The following is a 15,850-nucleotide window of genomic DNA, read 5'->3' as shown; positions in this document are numbered from 1 at the left end:
AAGCCTATCCGGGTTTAACACCCATATTGATAATGATGCAATATTATCCTATACCGGATCCCCTGAAACCCTATGTGGAATCCATCTGGTCTTTTGAGAGCCCGGATCGGCTGGACTATTGTGAACAGGCAGCAGTCATTCCCACCGGACGCTGGATACTGATCTGGAATTACCAGGGACAGTATGAGCATATTATTCAAAACACTTCCTACCACCATCCACTCTATGATTTACATTTGGTGGGCCAGCACAATTCAAAAATTGAACTCAAAGGAACTGAGCCTGTTCACTCAATAGGCATCAGTTTCAAGCCATACGGATATTATGCTATAGAAGGAAAGGAACTCCCGTTACTTGTCAATAAAGTACAATCCCTATCTAAAAGGAATCTTGACGGAAAAGAGCTCCTAGCCTCCTTCACGGGAAACCTGCATGAGGCAGTAGCCGAAATTACCGGTCTGATCATTGAAAGGATACGATATACCCCGGATCAGCGCGTGGTAGAAATCATAAACCAAATCAATGCCTGCAATGGCAATATCCTCATTAAAGAGCTATTCGGACATATTCCGGGATCACAACGTCATCTCAATAAGCTTTTCAAAGCACAGGTGGGCATTACTCCAAAGGAATATGTATCTATAATAAGGTTTCATGAAATTTACAACCGCTATATCAGAAATGAGGAACGGGAAAATAAAAGTGAACTTTATGACTTTTTTTATGATGAGTCTCATTTCATCATGAACTTCCGTAAGATTCTGCTTACAAAACCTCATCAATTCATGAAAAAGGTCAACAAACTGGGAAACCAGTTTATCAGGAAATAAATGAGGTCTGTTTTTTCCTATTTTCCGGCATCCGGTTGCCGTTACTTTGCAGAAAAATTCAATGATTATGTTAGAAAAAGTAACAGACACCGCCAAAGCACTCATGGCATTTAAAGCAGAAACGGACACCATACCTTATGCAAAAAAGATAGCAGATTACTTCAATATTGATACTCCGGCAGCACTGAAGGAGGATTTCGGATTCCAGGCAAGTGTACTTCACTTTGAAATGCGCTCGCGTTCTTTGGACTATTTCCTCGAAAAAACCTCTGCCTCTACTGTATTGGAACTATCAGCGGGTTTTTCCTTAAGAGGATTGGAATATGCACACCGTAATATCAATACAACATATCTTGATACTGATTTGAATTCCATCATCACAGCAAAAACCGGCATGCTGGAAAATATGGGGGAAACCGTGCCCTCCAATCTGCAGTTTCTGGATCTGAATGCATTGGATGAAAAATCATTTCCGGCAGTTAGCAGTGAAGTACTGATCATTAATGAAGGCTTACTGATGTATTTTAACCGTGAATCCCAACGCCGTATTTTAAGAAATATCCATTCCCTATTGAACAAGAACGGAGGAACATGGGTAACCGCAGATATTTACCTGAAACACGAAACCCATACCCTTGGAAGCGATCGCGATAAAAAATGGAATACCTTTTTCAAAAAGAACAATGTTCATGAAAATTATTTTGAATCTTTTGGTCAGGCTGAGCAATTCTTTCATGATAACGGATTCAGGATTATTGAAAAGTATGAACCGGAATTTGAAAAGCTCAGCAGCTTACCTAAATTACTCGAGACAGGCACACCCAAGCAGCTGGAACTTCTGAAAAGCAGAGGCAGAATACAGGAAACCTGGCAGCTTGCAGTGAAATAGAAACCGGTAATAAAGTTAACTACTCTCCGAAGTCACTGATTTCGGAGAGTTTTTTTAAAAACAATTCTGACAAACCAGACCACCCCTACATAAATTCCTTATAATCCCAAGAAGCTGCTTCTTCTGCATTACTCATACTTTGAAAAATCAACGGCAAATATGCACCGGTTGACCTGGCTACCATTCTGGGCTCCGGCATTGGGTTCATATTCCGTCAGGCTCCACAAATAGCCATATTGGGCTTCGTAGTAGAGGGATTCTGCTCCATAAGGCCAACGGTAACGTACCGTATCATCGGCTCCATCGGTATACCTTGCCAGCCTTGCATTGGAACCATAGGAATTGCTTGGAGATCCGGTACAGGAAAGCCATGTCCTGTTGCCTTTCCGGAATACTCCCTGGATGCCATGAGCATGATTATCCGCAAAAAGACTGTTTTTGGGCGCTATGGTAACAATTCCTGAATTTTGAATCGTTCCACTTGCGTTAATAGGAAAACCAAAGACTTTAGGAACAATGGAAGCATCAGCGCTGCCCGCATAGTATTGCCCGGTCCATAGCTGGGTCCCTTCATCATTAACCTGTATGGTAGAAAAAGGACTGGCATTGTTGATTTTCTGATACCCTGTCTGAGGCAATACATACCGGTAATTGAAGGCAAACAGATTACCGTTCGCATCTTTACCACATTTGTCATTGGTAGTGTCCCCTGTACTGACTTCAATAATTTTATTCAGATCAAATATCCGGACGCCCAGATTGGTACTGCTGAGATATATTTTCCCATTAAAATAAGCAATTCCACCAGCGTGTACTTTCAAGGGAGCGAAAGAGCTATATTGCGTATAGGTTGTAGTACCTGCCGGAATATCAGGCTGTACCAGCAGGATATGCCGGTACGTGAGATAGGTGCTTGAACTCGGGCTGATGTCAATCAGGGTAATGCGGGAACCTTTATATTCAGCATCATCTTTTGCATACCAGCTCACCAGCAGGTAGCGAACGCCATCTTTGGTAAATCCTGCAATTCCCTGTGGCCGCCAGATGGAGGTGGTTTCGTCATCGGTGTTCCAGCGGATTCCCCTCACTCTGTTTTCTTCCGGAATATTGAAACCGTAGACTTCGGTATAGGCATTTCCGCCAATGGCCTGCCGGTTTTTATTGACCTGCGAAGGATTTAAAAAGCTAAAACCCGAATTGATATAAGCGCTGGTGTCTACATAAGGATTGACACTGACCTCTGATGCAGCGGCCTTGCTGGTAGTAGACTTTGCCGGTAATTCTTCTTCCATTGAGGCTGAAGTCAATTGATTATTCTGACATCCGATGCCTGTCATTGCAAGCATAAGTATCCATCCTGGTAGTTGTTTTTTAATCATGGTTTTTATACATTTAATAAGATATGGTACGGCTTACCAATATTGTGAATTGCTTGCGAAACTACCGGATTCCGGTTTTATTTGGGTAACTTCAGTGTTAAGTCTGTATTAAATTTCTGATTCCGGTACTATTTTACTTTCAGAATTAAGGAATAAGAGCAATGATCAAGTATCTTAATGTTTAAAAATAAAATATTTTTAAATTTTAATTAGAAACATAGGGTAAAAAATTAAACATGTTCTATATTTGAAGTTAGACTAACCAATCTCATAACATGAAAGATATCCAACATGAAATACAACTCAGGCCAACAGTCGTTGCTGATTTAGAGGTTCTTTTTCAATTTCAGCTTGATGAGGAAGCCAATCATCTGGCTGCATTTACCTCAAAGGAATCCCAGAATAAAGAATCCTATCTGGCTAAGTACACTAAATTTCTGAATGATCCAACCATCAACAACCAGACTATTATGGTTGATAATGCTATCGCCGGAAGTATCGCAAAGTTTGTCATGGAAGGTAATGCGGAAATCACCTATTGGATTGATAAAAATTTCTGGGGGAAAGGTATCGCCACAACAGCATTGAAAGACTTTCTCAAGATAGAGACTGCCAGGCCAATTTTTGGACGGGTAGCTTTTGACAACTTTGGTTCTCAGAAGGTCATGGAAAAATGTGGTTTTAACAGAATCGGTTCTGATACGGGTTTCGCCAATGCAAGGCAAATGGAAATTGAGGAGTTTATTTACAGGCTTGATAACTAATTCAGAAGTAAGTATGGTACTCTTAAATTCCAAAGGAGACAAGGCGATGCGGTTTTAAACAGACGTTGAAATCCCTGTTTACAGATTATAAAAAAAACTCTTCTTATGATAAGAAGAGCTTACTCTGTAAATGAATTGTATGCGTCTTAATACATACTCATTGATCATATCCTATTTCACCGCAGCCTTCGCTTTTTCCGACTCTTTCAAATGATGTTCCAGAGTTGGAAGTGTATTACTGGCAAAAGATTTAAGGGATGTTTCTGTACCGTCAGCACTTTGTTTTTTAAATTCTTCTATGTCTTTTTTGTGGTCATCAACCATAAGCTCGGTGTACTTGCGGTCGAACTCTGTTCCTTTTTTAGTTTTCAGCTCATCATATTTCTTTTGTTTATCTGCATCTAATCCACTTGGTAAGGTATAACCTGCCTTGGATGCCCATTGTTTAAGCTCATCATTGGCCTTGGTATGATCTTTTACCATCATCTGACCTAATGCTTTTACGGCCGGATTAGAAGCATTGGTTTCTGCAAGCTGTCCCATCATGACTTCCATGATCCCTCCTTTTGCTGCAGCATCGGCAAACTTTTTATCTTGTTCACTAAGGGAAACCGTTGTAGCTGTATTAGTAGCTGCACTATCGGCTGGTTTGATCGAGTCCTTATCGGTAACTGCAGGACTTACTGTCTGAGTGTCTGTCGACTGGTAGCCAGCCGTACTTTCATTTTTTTTGCAGCCAACCATAAGCATTGTTGCTGCAAAAACTGTTAAAATGGAATTTCTCATAATACTATTTTTATGTGGTAAGTGTTCGTTATTGTAAATGCATTTAAAATAAATTTATTTATCAATGCAGTACATTTTACCTATTGTAACACCATTTTAAAACATCAATTATTATGGTTTACAAAATCCAATGTAACGATTTTGAATACAAATTTCAGACCAGCTACACAATACATGCCTTCACGTTGATCTGAAAATAAGCTGCTTACGCGATACTGTGCCTGCTCTTTCACAAAATACTTTCCTTCAGAATAATGAAGGGAGATATTCAGAGTGCTTTAAAATGATCAGGTCTTCTTACTACAAATTTCTTTGTTGTACCTGATACTGCCTCTTATGATGCATTAGTTTACCGTTAAATTAATTTTTTGAACAAACTCATTCCACTCTTTATTCAGATAATCAACAGATTCCTTTTTTTCCCCATCATTGAGCGAAGAATAATTTATTGAATTGAAAACCAGTTTTTTCAGGGCCTTCACATCAAGCTCCTAATATACAAAAGCCATCCAGAAGTCGTAACTCAGGCCTTCATACCCATAAACACCCGGATCATCACTATTGATAGAACACTGTATGCCGTTGCTTAATAAAACCCTTGCCGGATGGTTCCTTAAATCACTGACATAGCCCAGGATCTGGTTGCTGATCGGGCTTACTTCAACCAATTTTCCCTGCTTCCGGATACGCTCCATGGTTTTTGGAAAATAAATCAGGTTCAGGCCATGTCCGATTCTTTGGTTATCCAACAATGAAATATCCACCACATTTTTATTAAAGACAGAGTTGCTTTCACCGGCATGAAGGAAAAGAGGAAGCTCTATCCCATATTTTTTATTAAGCTCATTCAGCTTTGCCCAATTGTTCCGGAAAGAATTGATACTATGCCCGGCCGCTTCATCAGCAACAAGATCAAAACCTGAAATCATGTCCGGGAATTCTTTTTTAAGTTGAAAAGCCATTTCGAGTTGTTTATCAATCGCTGTCGGATCCAGGAATTTAAAGCTGGAGTAAATTAACTTCAGACTGAACCGGGGATTAGACCTACGGACTTCTTTAACAATCTCCTGCAAATCGGTGACGGAAGTCTTTACGGGATATTTTCCATGCTGAAAATCGTAAAGTTCATCAAAGATAAACCTGATTTCCACGTGCTGTACTTTATCTTTGGCTAAATCCTGAAATCCTTTTATATAATATTCTTTAAAAAACGGACGGTAAGGCAATAACAAGCTGATTCTTTTAAAGCGTTTTTCAAATTCAATCCAATAATTGTTATAATTGCAAAGATTATCCCGTTTCAGAATAAGAAGCTCTTGTAATTCCTTCTCAAAGTGAGCATCTGAAGTTAATTTTTTATCGAGGTTTACAAACCCTTCCGGCACTTTCCCGCTTTCAAAAAAAGCCAGCTGCCCAAAAATAAACCGGTCATTGTCTTTCTGATCATAAACGTAGCATTCTTTGTATTTCCTTGCCGTTGCAATTACCCATTTTACATCGGTTACTCCCCCACTATGGGTATGCAGCAAACCTCCTTTGGGCATGTCCTGGATAATCTTAAACAGTGTACTACTTTCTATTAACGGTTTTATTTCATTAAAAGAAAGATTATATAAAGGGATTTTTTGTTTTTCTGTTTCGCCAAGGAATTGTTTTCTTAACCGGAACAGTTTTTTTATCTAATGTAAGTTCAGACTCAGATAAACGGATGTCAGCATCAAATGCCAATGCTTCATTCTCCTTCTCTGAGACCACCCAGTTTTGCTGGTAAACGGAATTTTCAGTCTCTTTATTCTGCGCTCCCAAAAGAGGACCTAAAAGCAGAGCGTAAGTAAAATATTTTCTCATCATAATAGTAGGATTCACGTTGCACATGGTGATATGTATCACTTTGAATAAAGAAAGGTGCAACTCACAATAATCTTCAAAAATATAATTATTTTTTCTGGTAAAAAGAATTTCAATCCTAAAAACCAACAACAATGGCTAAAATAAAAGCTATCTCATAGGGAGACAGCTCTATTGCATTATCAATTTTTATCCCCAATAATCAGGGTTTCCAAAAAGTCCAAACCGTTCCGTTAAAAACAGCAAGCTGATGGGTGGCTGTATCATAAGCCATCATTCCGGCTGCAGGATTGATAATATTCAGATGCGGGGTATCCATTTTGGGGAGGATCATCGCTTTATCCTGGTCTGCCAGAACGAGAATACCGGCGGTGGTATCTGTATTTCCATTGCCTCCGATAACTATTTTAGCTCCCGCTAATTCTGTTTTAGAATTTTGTAAAACAGTATTAACGGTTCCTGTAGTATCTATGCTTAAATCTTTCCAGGTACCGGCCTGACGGTATTTTACTTTTTTATCTGAAACATCATAAATAAATGTACCATCTACAGCTCCTATCGCAGAAGCAGCAGAAGTAATCCAGGGAAGAATAAGCCCCCGGCTACCATTGGAGAACTCAAGAGACACCGAGGAATTGCTTATCGAATCTTTACCAATCGCAACTTGTGCAAAATATTGGTTAAGAAGGAATAATGACAGTATTGTAATTGTTTTTTTCATTTCAAATAATTTAAATCAGAGCTATTAAAATAAATAAGACCTTATTATTAATCCGGACAGGTTTGAATATTAATGCAATGCCACCCGAAACTCGTACCGTTATCTTTAGTAGTATAAATTTTCAGGCAATTGTTTGTAGCATCATAAACGGTCATTCCTTCAACAAAATTTAAAGGAGAAATTCCAACAGGATTACCAGACGTATCAAAAGGTACCCTGTTTAAAACAAATCCTTTAGTTTTGGCTTCCAAAGCCAGCCAGCCTCCTTTTCTTACCATCGGCCAGTTGTCTGTATTCCCACTTCCGGCCCTTCCCAAAACGGTTATTCCCAACTTTGTATCAAGGGCAGCTCCTCCTGTGATACCAGGCTTATAGCAACTGCTGCATGCATTGATATTTTGAGAGCTTCCTATCCCTTGTCCCTGGTCTCCTCCGCTATCAGCAGCTCCTCCGGCATTAACAAGAAGCGGAATCCCTTGTGAGTCGACACACGAAGCATTGGCACAGATATTCTTATCAGGCGCAATAGAACCGGGTCCTACTGTTGCGGTTCCTCCTGCATCCACCAATTGTGCCACCGTAACATTTTCATCTCCTTCCCATGCATCCACACAACCATCATTATCAGAATCAAGGTCCAGATGATTGGGAATACCGTCACCGTCATAGTCACAAGGCAACGGTAAAGTGGCTCCAAAAGTAAAATTGGCCCAGTTTTCTGCTACCGTATAATTAAAGGAAACACTGGTATGCACTCCGGGAATCCTGAGAATAACATAGCCTTCCCGCCCGGTTATCTGGGTAGGGGAATTTACAATTAAAGTATTTCCTGCAGAAGCCCATATAATCTCTATAGGTTTATCAAATATAATAGGTACAGACAGAACCCCGCTCCCAATCGATGAAAAAACCAATACGGGATCTGTCATCGGTGAGGCAAACGTTAATGTGTTGGTGGTAGCCTGTGTATTTTTAATCGTGGGGTTATTATTAGGCACACCATACGAAGCGGGAAAATTACCATAACCAAAAACATTTCCGGTTGAGCCCAGTGGCTGGCTTGATGTGTAGGTATAACCGACGCCGTTGATTGTTCCTGTAGCAATATTATTATCTATGGCAGAAAACGTAACAGGCCCTGTCCAATAAAACTGTCCGGGACATTCCAATGCATCAGGAATACCATCATTGTCATCATCCCTGTCATCATCATCTGCTATTCCATCTCCATCGGTATCTGTTAACCTGGCCGTTATTGAAGAAGAATTATTAGCAGCTAATTCCGGTTTAGTATTTACAGACTGGGAAAAAAGCAGGGAATACAATAACAATCCGAGGATTGTTAAATTTTTTTTATTCATGTTCAAATATATTTTTAGAGGGTTATTAAGCTTGTAATAAATTTTTATTGAGGGAAACTCCTGCGTGTACGCAAGTAACGATGTGCCTTATATTATGTTCCGAGCCCTATATTTACTGTACTGCCATTCAGCTGATTAATGAAATAAGAAGGCGTCACCCCCTTTTCTTTTTTAAAAGCAATGACAAAAACCTGGGGTGAAGCATATCCGCATTCTTCTGCCAGATAGCTTATTTTATATTCTCTGTATTTGGGATTATTGTATAATTGATGAACAATATAATTGATTCTTAAACTATTGATATAGGTATTAAAATTCCGGGATTTATGTTCTCTGATAATCTCTGACAGGTATTTGGGATTGGTATTGAGAAAATGGGACAAATACGCAATATTGATACCTTTCTTAAGGAATTTGTCTGAGTTCTCAAATGCCGCCAGCTTCTTTAAAAGTTTTTTTTCCGTTTCAGAAGAAATATTGGAAATACCCTGATCCTTATTACCATCAACCTCATCGGGCTGATTCTTTTCACGGTTAAGGCCATGGATCAGCTCATCATATTTTTTACGGTATTCATATTCTTTTTTTCTGTTATACTTCCATGCTATGGCAATGATCAGTAATATAATCCCTAAAGCTGTCAAAGCAATAATAAGCCGGTTCTCGTTATATGCATCTCTAAAAGTTTTTATTTTTTTCCTGGATTGATTGATCACCGTGACTTTCTGTGCATTTTTAATACTGTCGTTCAAACCGGTATATAATTTCAGGTATTTAAGCTCCTGCGTTGAATTTCCCAGCGCATTATAGGCATCTTTAATCCCTTCATAAGCTGCCAGCCTTTCTTCCGGTTTCTTCTTTATCCTTTCCAGTTCCAAAACTTTTTTTTGAGAATTCTATGCTTTTCTCATACTCCTTTTTTTTATAATAAAATGCGCTTACAGATTCATATACCTCAATATCACATAGCTTGAAATACTGCGGGTGTGTTACCGAATATGCCAGTGCTTTCCGGAAGTAAGATTCTGCAAGATCTACTCTGGGCTTTTCAGGATGAAAGGCATAAGCAATTCCCATATTCATCAGCTGAAATATCTCAAGATAATAATACCTGACCTTCTGATAATCTGTCAGACCAGCCAAAGGTGTTGCCTCAATGGCATCAAGGCTTTTCCTGGTATAATACAGCATGGAATCTTTAGCTCCTGTCCTCGAATATATCCCGGCAAGAAGCATATAGGAATTGGAGAAATAAATATTCCTGTTGGCCTTATTACCAATTTTTTTCTCCATATTCTTTTTTTTCCAGAATAGTTTTAGCTTCAGGATATAATCCGAGCTCTATTGCTACACATGCCCTGTTAAGTTGAATAAGGCTTAGCGAATAGTTATCATTTTCAGCGTAAGCCAAAGATTCTGCTTCATCGCCGTACTTCTCCGAAAGGGTATAATTTCCTCTTCGCAACGCGTTCCGTTGTAAAAGAACCAGCCCTCTGATTTCTCCCGGCTTGAAATTGATTTTTTTTGATTGGTCAACTACCTTGCGGATATCATCCATATTGGTGATCCGGCCGACATCATTGTACTCAATTTTATCATATTGCCCCATAATCAGCTTTTCTTCATTCTTCAGATTCGAAGTCTGAGCAGGAAATTGATAGAAAGTAAATATTGACAATAATAAAGATATCAGGGAAAAACTTTTGATCATCAGAAGTCAATTCATTATGATGTTAAAATTAAAAAAAATTCCTTAAAAATTCTTAATTTAATGAAATAATTACTGAAATTATTCACTAAGCAATTAAACACATTACACTGATTAACAATTACTAGTAACAATTTTATAAAAATATCAGCGAGTTTATTTCTCGCCCAACTATGATGGCATAAATTCAATAATCTTTCCCTGTTTTGTTGTTATAAGTACCCGCCACAAAATAAATTTGCCCAATAGATAATAATCAAAAATAATCCGGAAACACCGGTTTTATAAGTCAGGTTTTTTTATAAGTCATGGTAAAATAATACCATGGCTTTTTTTATCAGGAAACTGGAATTCCGGACTGCTGTATCCGAAGTTATTTTATACTTTAGAGCAGGCTGAAGTCCATTCTATTGAGGTTATAAAATAAACAAAAAGTCTATAAAAACAATAGACTTGTATTGTTAATTTTAATTCACAGTACAGAATTTAATTTTGTTAATAATTATCAGCACTTCAAACAAAACATCAAAATATTGATTATCAAACGAATAATAACAAAGAAAAGTTTCAACAATAATTAACCCACTAATTTAGTAGACTAATATGATTTATCTCATATCCTCTTTTGGGCTGCGTTTGTGAATTATTAAATAATTTTGAAACAGTTAAAAAAAATAAAACTTTATTCTCATGAATAAGAACGACTTTGATTCTTACCAGTTCACCATCATAGCTATTGCAGCTGTTCAGCCTGAAGGTTGCACAAAGAATAGCTTTTCACAACACCCTGTCATTTCTAAAAACATGTGTTATGAATCTATGATGTGTATGTGTACTATGATAATGTCATAATTTCAAGAAATACACATTACTGTAGGAATTAAAGCCCATTATTCAAATCCTGATTTAATCCGGGCACATCTCCTGTAAATTTTAACATTCCCACGCATTATAAACCTCCTGAAAAAGGAGGCAGGGAATTCTTTATCCTTAACCGGAGAGGTCAACAGTAATACACCCTTTCAATTTAAACCTTAAAGATGATAATATAATGAGAAAAAAACAATGCAAACTTGGTGTATTGGCCCTGCTTTTATTCGCTGAATATGGCTTTGCACAAAGTAAAGACAGCCTTTCAAAGGAAAATGCCATCAAAGAAGTGGTGGTGGTAGCTTTTGGGAAACAGAAGAAAGAAGAGATCACCGGATCAGTACAATCATTAAAGGCAAAAGACCTGTCTAATCTTCAAAACGGAAACGTCCTTCAGGGAATCGGAGGTAAGGTAGCAGGAGTACAGGTAGTTTCCTCCGGGCAGCCCGGTTCACAGCCTACAATAAGAATGAGGGGAATTGGCTCCATTAACGCTTCCAGTGATCCGTTGATCGTTTTGGACGGGATTCCCTATAGTGGAAACCTGAACAGTATTGCAGGATCAGATATTGAAAGTATTTCTTTCCTTGAAGATGCTTCTTCCAACGCTCTATATGGTTCCAGAGGTGCCAACGGCGTCATTATTGTCAATACCAAACGAGGTAAAAATAAAAAACTGAGTGTGGATGTGGATGTGAAAACCGGGGTTAATTTCAGATCCATTGAGGATTATCCGGTGTATACCTCACCACAGGATTATTATACCGCTTTCTACAACAGGGCGAGAATTGGTGAAATTGCCAGGTTAAAGCAACCTGGAGCTGTTCCTTCCGGCCCTGCACCCCATGATGTGGGACTTGCTGCATTAAGCAAACTAGGCTATAATGTTTATAATGTTCCTTTCAGTCAATTGATCAGGCAGGACGGTTCTTTTAATCCTGATGCAAAATTATTATATCAGGATAACTGGAAGAAGCTTCTTTTCAAACCGGCCTTGAGAAGAGAAGCCAATGTGGGGATTAATGCCAGCGGTGATCAGGTAAAATCCTATACGTCCTTAAATTATCTGGATGATAAAGGTTACCTTATCTCTTCCGGGTTTGAAAGATTCGGAATCAGATCCAACCTGGATTATACCATTACTCCTAAATTAAAATTAACCACCGCGCTGTCTTATACTTATAGCAAACAGGATTTTGGGGAGACAGGAGGCTTTTCCAACCCATTTCAGTTTGCCAGAAATATCTCACCGTTTTACCCTGTCTTCTTAAGGGACGATAACTACCAAAGATTGTATGACAGTTACGGAAACGCCCTGTATGATTATGGAGACGGACAAGGTCCTAACGGAGCCACAAGATCCTATGCCGTTTTTGAGAACCCTGTTGGCAATCTGCAAAAAGATAAGTCCCGGACTACAAGTAATATTGCCAATGCCAATCTTGGTTTGAATTATGAGATCATCAAAGGATTGGATTTTACCTATAATTTTGGAGCGTATCTGGAAAATCTGAGAAACCTTCAGTTCGGAAATACGGAAGGAGGCACCTCATCATCAGTAGGCGGTACAATTACCAGAGGCTCACAGTTCAGATATACCCTGAACCACCAGCAATTGCTCACCTATCAGAAGAGATTCAACAAGCATAGCTTCAATATCCTGATCGGTCATGAATTAAATAAAATTAAAAACGAAGGAATATCAGGAACAAAGCAACAACTTTTATTACCGGATTCATGGTCTTTTGACAATGCCGTGAAAATAACAGACCTGTCCGGAAGTGGTTACGAATATGCAGTAGAAGGTTATTTCTCAAGACTGCTTTATAATTATGATGGTAAATATTTCTTTAATGCCAATGTCAGAAGAGACGGTTCATCTGTATTTTCTCCTGAGAGCAGATGGGGAAATTTTTACGGGTTAGGAGCAGCATGGAATGTGGCTAAGGAAGATTTCCTTAAAGACAATACCGTCATCAATGCTTTAAAATTAAAAGTTTCTTATGGCCAGCAGGGAAATGATAATATTCTGTTGAATAACTCCACAAGAGATTATTATGCGTATCAGGATATATATGGAATTAACAATTTCGGTGATGGCAAGCCTGTTTTATCCCTTAAAAAACAAGGGAATAAGGATTTAAAATGGGAAACGTCCAAAAACCTGAATGCCGGCTTTGAAATTTCTCTTTTAAACAACAGGGTGTCATTAAATGCTGATTATTTTGAACGAAAAGTATCAGACATGATTTACACCCTTCCTCTTCCACCGTCCAATTCCGGTTCTTATGTGAAATATGGAAATATAGGTGACATGACCAACCGCGGAGTACAGGCAAATGTCAATGTGGATATTCTCCGCAATGAAAATGTACAATGGAGCTTCTATGCCAATGCTACTCACTATAAAAATAAAATCACAAGATTACCTGCAGAACAGAGAGGTACAGGACTCGTTACAGGATTGTTTATCCTGACGGAAGGCGGAGACCGGTATACCTATTACCTTAAAGAATTTGCAGGGATAAATCCGGAAAACGGAGATGCCCTATGGTACCGGACTTCGATCAACCCTGCCACTCTGAAAGAGGAAAGAACGATTACCAACAACTATAAGGAAGCCACTGATTATAACACGGGAAAATCCGCTATTCCTAAAGTATATGGCGGATTCGGAACGGATATTACCTATAAAAGGCTAAACCTTTCCGTTAATTTTGCGTATCAGTTGGGCGGATATGGGTATGATGATATTTACAGAAGTTTATTCCATTCGGATACGTATGGGTCCAACTATTCTACTGACCTGGATAAAACCTGGACACCGGAAAATCCCAATGCAGCCTTACCGCGGGTAGATTTAACTTCTACCAATCAAAACGGGAATTCAACATTATATCTGATAAAATCAGATTACATCAGCCTTCAGGACGTCACTTTATCATACCAGTTATCTGATGAATTTGCAAAGCAGGCAGGATTATCAGGTTTAAAAGTATATCTGACAGGAAACAACCTTTATTTATGGTCAAAGAGGAAAGGATATGATCCGAGAGCATCATTAACCGGGGTTTCTGATTCTTACAAATATTCCCTGTTATCAAGTGTCTCGTTAGGCTTTAAATTAACTTTTTAAAAAAATTTATGAAAACAATAAAATACTTTATAGCAACCATAGCTATTGGCCTTCTTACTTCAAGCTGCGCCAATGATCTGAATACTTTGCCGGACGGGGATATTTCCGGAGAGCAATTGAATAACGATTCATCGAGCCCTGAAAAAATATTAGGAGGAATCTACCTTGATCTTCGCAGCAATGGCGCCGGAGGCACTACCTCTCACTCTGATTTTGGAATCATGGCTATAAAAGCCGGTGCAGACCTGATGTCTAATGACGTGATACAGTCTACCAACCAGCATTTGGGAATGTTTTATAATTATGAAGCAACCAATGCCAGTAATTTAGCTTCAGAGATTGTATGGACTACTTTTTATGCCAGGATATTTGTTATTAATAAATTACTTGACGATTTACAGAAAGATACGGGTTCAAAAAACAGGGCTATCAAAGGGCAATTGCTTGCGCTAAGGGCTTATTCCTATTTTTATCTGGTTCGTTTTTATGCTAATGATTACCAGGGGCATCCATCTGACCCGGGGCTTCCATTGGTTCTTACAAGCAGCAACCCTAGCCAGGGATTGCCCAGGTCCACTGTATCGGAAGTATACGGACAGATTACCAGGGATATTGAAGAATCTATCCAGCTTCTGGACAGCTTTGCACGGCCAACGAAAGCCCAGATCGATCAGAGAACAGCTAAAGCTATTGCTGCTGAGGTATATTTACAAACCGGAAACTACCAAAAAGCAGCTCAGTATGCTGCAGAAAGTAAAGAAGGCATCGCTTTGATGACTGAGAGTGAATATACCACTACCGGATTTTCCAATATCAATAACCCTGAAGTGATATGGGGCTTCCATAATACCATTTCCACCATGAGTATCGGGAATTATTATGCTTCTTTCTTTTCAATGTTTGACAATACCAATGAAGGGTATGCCGGTGCGGCACAAATCCGTAAGTTGATTGATAAACGTCTTTACGAAGCTATTCCAGCAACGGATTACCGTAAAAAGGTATTCAACGGAAGCCAGAGTGCCCAATACACATTCAACGGAAAAACTAAAAATTATCCGGCCTATGTAAGCTGGAAATTTAAGGATCCAAGCCTTTTTGAAGGAGATTATATCTACATCAGGGCTTCCTCACTGTATTATATAGAAGCTGAAGCATTGGCCAGACAAGGAAGGGAAACCGAAGCCAGACAGGTATTATTTGATATTTCGTCCAAAAGGGATAAAGCCTATATCCTGTCTGTAAAATCAGGAAACGAACTGATTAATGAAATTATCCTTCAAAAAAGAATAGAACTTTGGGGTGAAGGGTATGCATGGTTTGATATGAAGAGGTTAAATTTTCCTTTAGAAAGAGTGTACACCGGAACCAATCATACTTTTGGCAGGTTTAACCTGACACCTGATAAATTTAAATTCCAGATTCCTAATAAAGAGATTAATAATAACCCACAAATCCAACAGAATGACTAGATAGAACGCTGAAAACCTTTACAATTATTTTAATATATTCTATGTAAGGCGCCATTTGCTTAAAATGGTGCCTTTTTTTAATGAAA

14 protein-coding genes are annotated in these 15,850 nt (G+C 38.7%); 5 read left to right on the top strand and 9 right to left on the bottom strand.

The genetic code is table 11. The features are described from left to right. The first annotated feature begins 32 nt into the window (after positions 1–32). Positions 33–830, top strand: a complete 798-nt coding sequence (locus HX13_RS05855; protein ID WP_050020295.1) for a helix-turn-helix domain-containing protein — start codon at positions 33–35, stop codon at positions 828–830. Positions 831–897: 67 nt separating this feature from the next. Then, complete coding sequence (locus HX13_RS05850) at positions 898–1,719, top strand: class I SAM-dependent methyltransferase (protein ID WP_050020294.1); 822 nt, start codon at positions 898–900, stop codon at positions 1,717–1,719. Between the two features lie 128 nt (positions 1,720–1,847). Here the strand turns inward: HX13_RS05850 and HX13_RS05845 are convergent, their stop codons facing one another. Further along, positions 1,848–3,098 (bottom strand): hypothetical protein, encoded by a 1,251-nt coding sequence (locus HX13_RS05845; RefSeq protein WP_050020293.1) that lies wholly within the window; start codon positions 3,096–3,098, stop codon positions 1,848–1,850. 275 nt (positions 3,099–3,373) lie between these two features. Between HX13_RS05845 and HX13_RS05840 the strand changes: the two genes are divergently transcribed. Beyond that, complete coding sequence (locus tag HX13_RS05840) at positions 3,374–3,862, top strand: GNAT family N-acetyltransferase (RefSeq protein ID WP_050020292.1); 489 nt, start codon at positions 3,374–3,376, stop codon at positions 3,860–3,862. A 171-nt stretch (positions 3,863–4,033) separates the two neighbouring features. Here HX13_RS05840 and HX13_RS05835 read toward each other — a convergent pair whose 3' ends face one another. The 8 genes from HX13_RS05835 to HX13_RS05805 form a co-directional block, all read right to left on the bottom strand. Beyond that, positions 4,034–4,648, bottom strand: coding sequence for a DUF4142 domain-containing protein (locus HX13_RS05835; protein WP_050020291.1), 615 nt, complete (start codon positions 4,646–4,648; stop codon positions 4,034–4,036). A 491-nt stretch (positions 4,649–5,139) separates the two neighbouring features. Further along, positions 5,140–6,192, bottom strand: a complete 1,053-nt coding sequence (locus tag HX13_RS05830; RefSeq protein ID WP_238555064.1) for a hypothetical protein — start codon at positions 6,190–6,192, stop codon at positions 5,140–5,142. 64 nt (positions 6,193–6,256) lie between these two features. Then, on the bottom strand, positions 6,257–6,538 hold the full coding sequence (locus HX13_RS23525) for a hypothetical protein (RefSeq protein WP_238555063.1): 282 nt from the start codon (positions 6,536–6,538) through the stop codon (positions 6,257–6,259). 160 nt (positions 6,539–6,698) lie between these two features. Further along, positions 6,699–7,217 carry a hypothetical protein gene (locus tag HX13_RS05825; protein ID WP_050020290.1) on the bottom strand — a complete coding sequence of 173 codons (519 nt, stop codon included), beginning with the start codon at positions 7,215–7,217 and terminating at the stop codon, positions 6,699–6,701. Positions 7,218–7,264: 47 nt separating this feature from the next. After that, on the bottom strand, positions 7,265–8,578 hold the full coding sequence (locus HX13_RS05820; protein WP_050020289.1) for a hypothetical protein: 1,314 nt from the start codon (positions 8,576–8,578) through the stop codon (positions 7,265–7,267). Between the two features lie 92 nt (positions 8,579–8,670). Next, a complete protein-coding gene (locus HX13_RS23520) occupies positions 8,671–9,456 on the bottom strand; it encodes a helix-turn-helix domain-containing protein (protein ID WP_238555062.1) in 786 nt (261 codons plus the stop codon). Then, positions 9,404–9,871, bottom strand: a complete 468-nt coding sequence (locus HX13_RS05810; RefSeq protein ID WP_050020288.1) for a hypothetical protein — start codon at positions 9,869–9,871, stop codon at positions 9,404–9,406. Before HX13_RS05810 ends, HX13_RS23520 begins: the two co-directional genes overlap by 53 nt. After that, complete coding sequence (locus tag HX13_RS05805; RefSeq protein WP_050020287.1) at positions 9,852–10,289, bottom strand: hypothetical protein; 438 nt, start codon at positions 10,287–10,289, stop codon at positions 9,852–9,854. Before HX13_RS05805 ends, HX13_RS05810 begins: the two co-directional genes overlap by 20 nt. A 1,048-nt stretch (positions 10,290–11,337) precedes the next feature. Here HX13_RS05805 and HX13_RS05800 point away from each other — a divergent pair. Further along, positions 11,338–14,292, top strand: a complete 2,955-nt coding sequence (locus tag HX13_RS05800) for a SusC/RagA family TonB-linked outer membrane protein (RefSeq protein WP_050020286.1) — start codon at positions 11,338–11,340, stop codon at positions 14,290–14,292. Between the two features lie 8 nt (positions 14,293–14,300). Continuing rightward, positions 14,301–15,764 (top strand): RagB/SusD family nutrient uptake outer membrane protein, encoded by a 1,464-nt coding sequence (locus HX13_RS05795; RefSeq protein WP_050020285.1) that lies wholly within the window; start codon positions 14,301–14,303, stop codon positions 15,762–15,764. Positions 15,765–15,850: the final 86 nt, after the last annotated feature.

The sequence above is a fragment of the Chryseobacterium sp. P1-3 genome (genome assembly GCF_000738495.1).
Classification (GTDB): Bacteria; Bacteroidota; Bacteroidia; order Flavobacteriales; family Weeksellaceae; genus Chryseobacterium; species Chryseobacterium gallinarum.
Note: the sequence above shows the minus strand (reverse complement) of the source record. Positions and strands in the feature narration are given on the sequence as shown.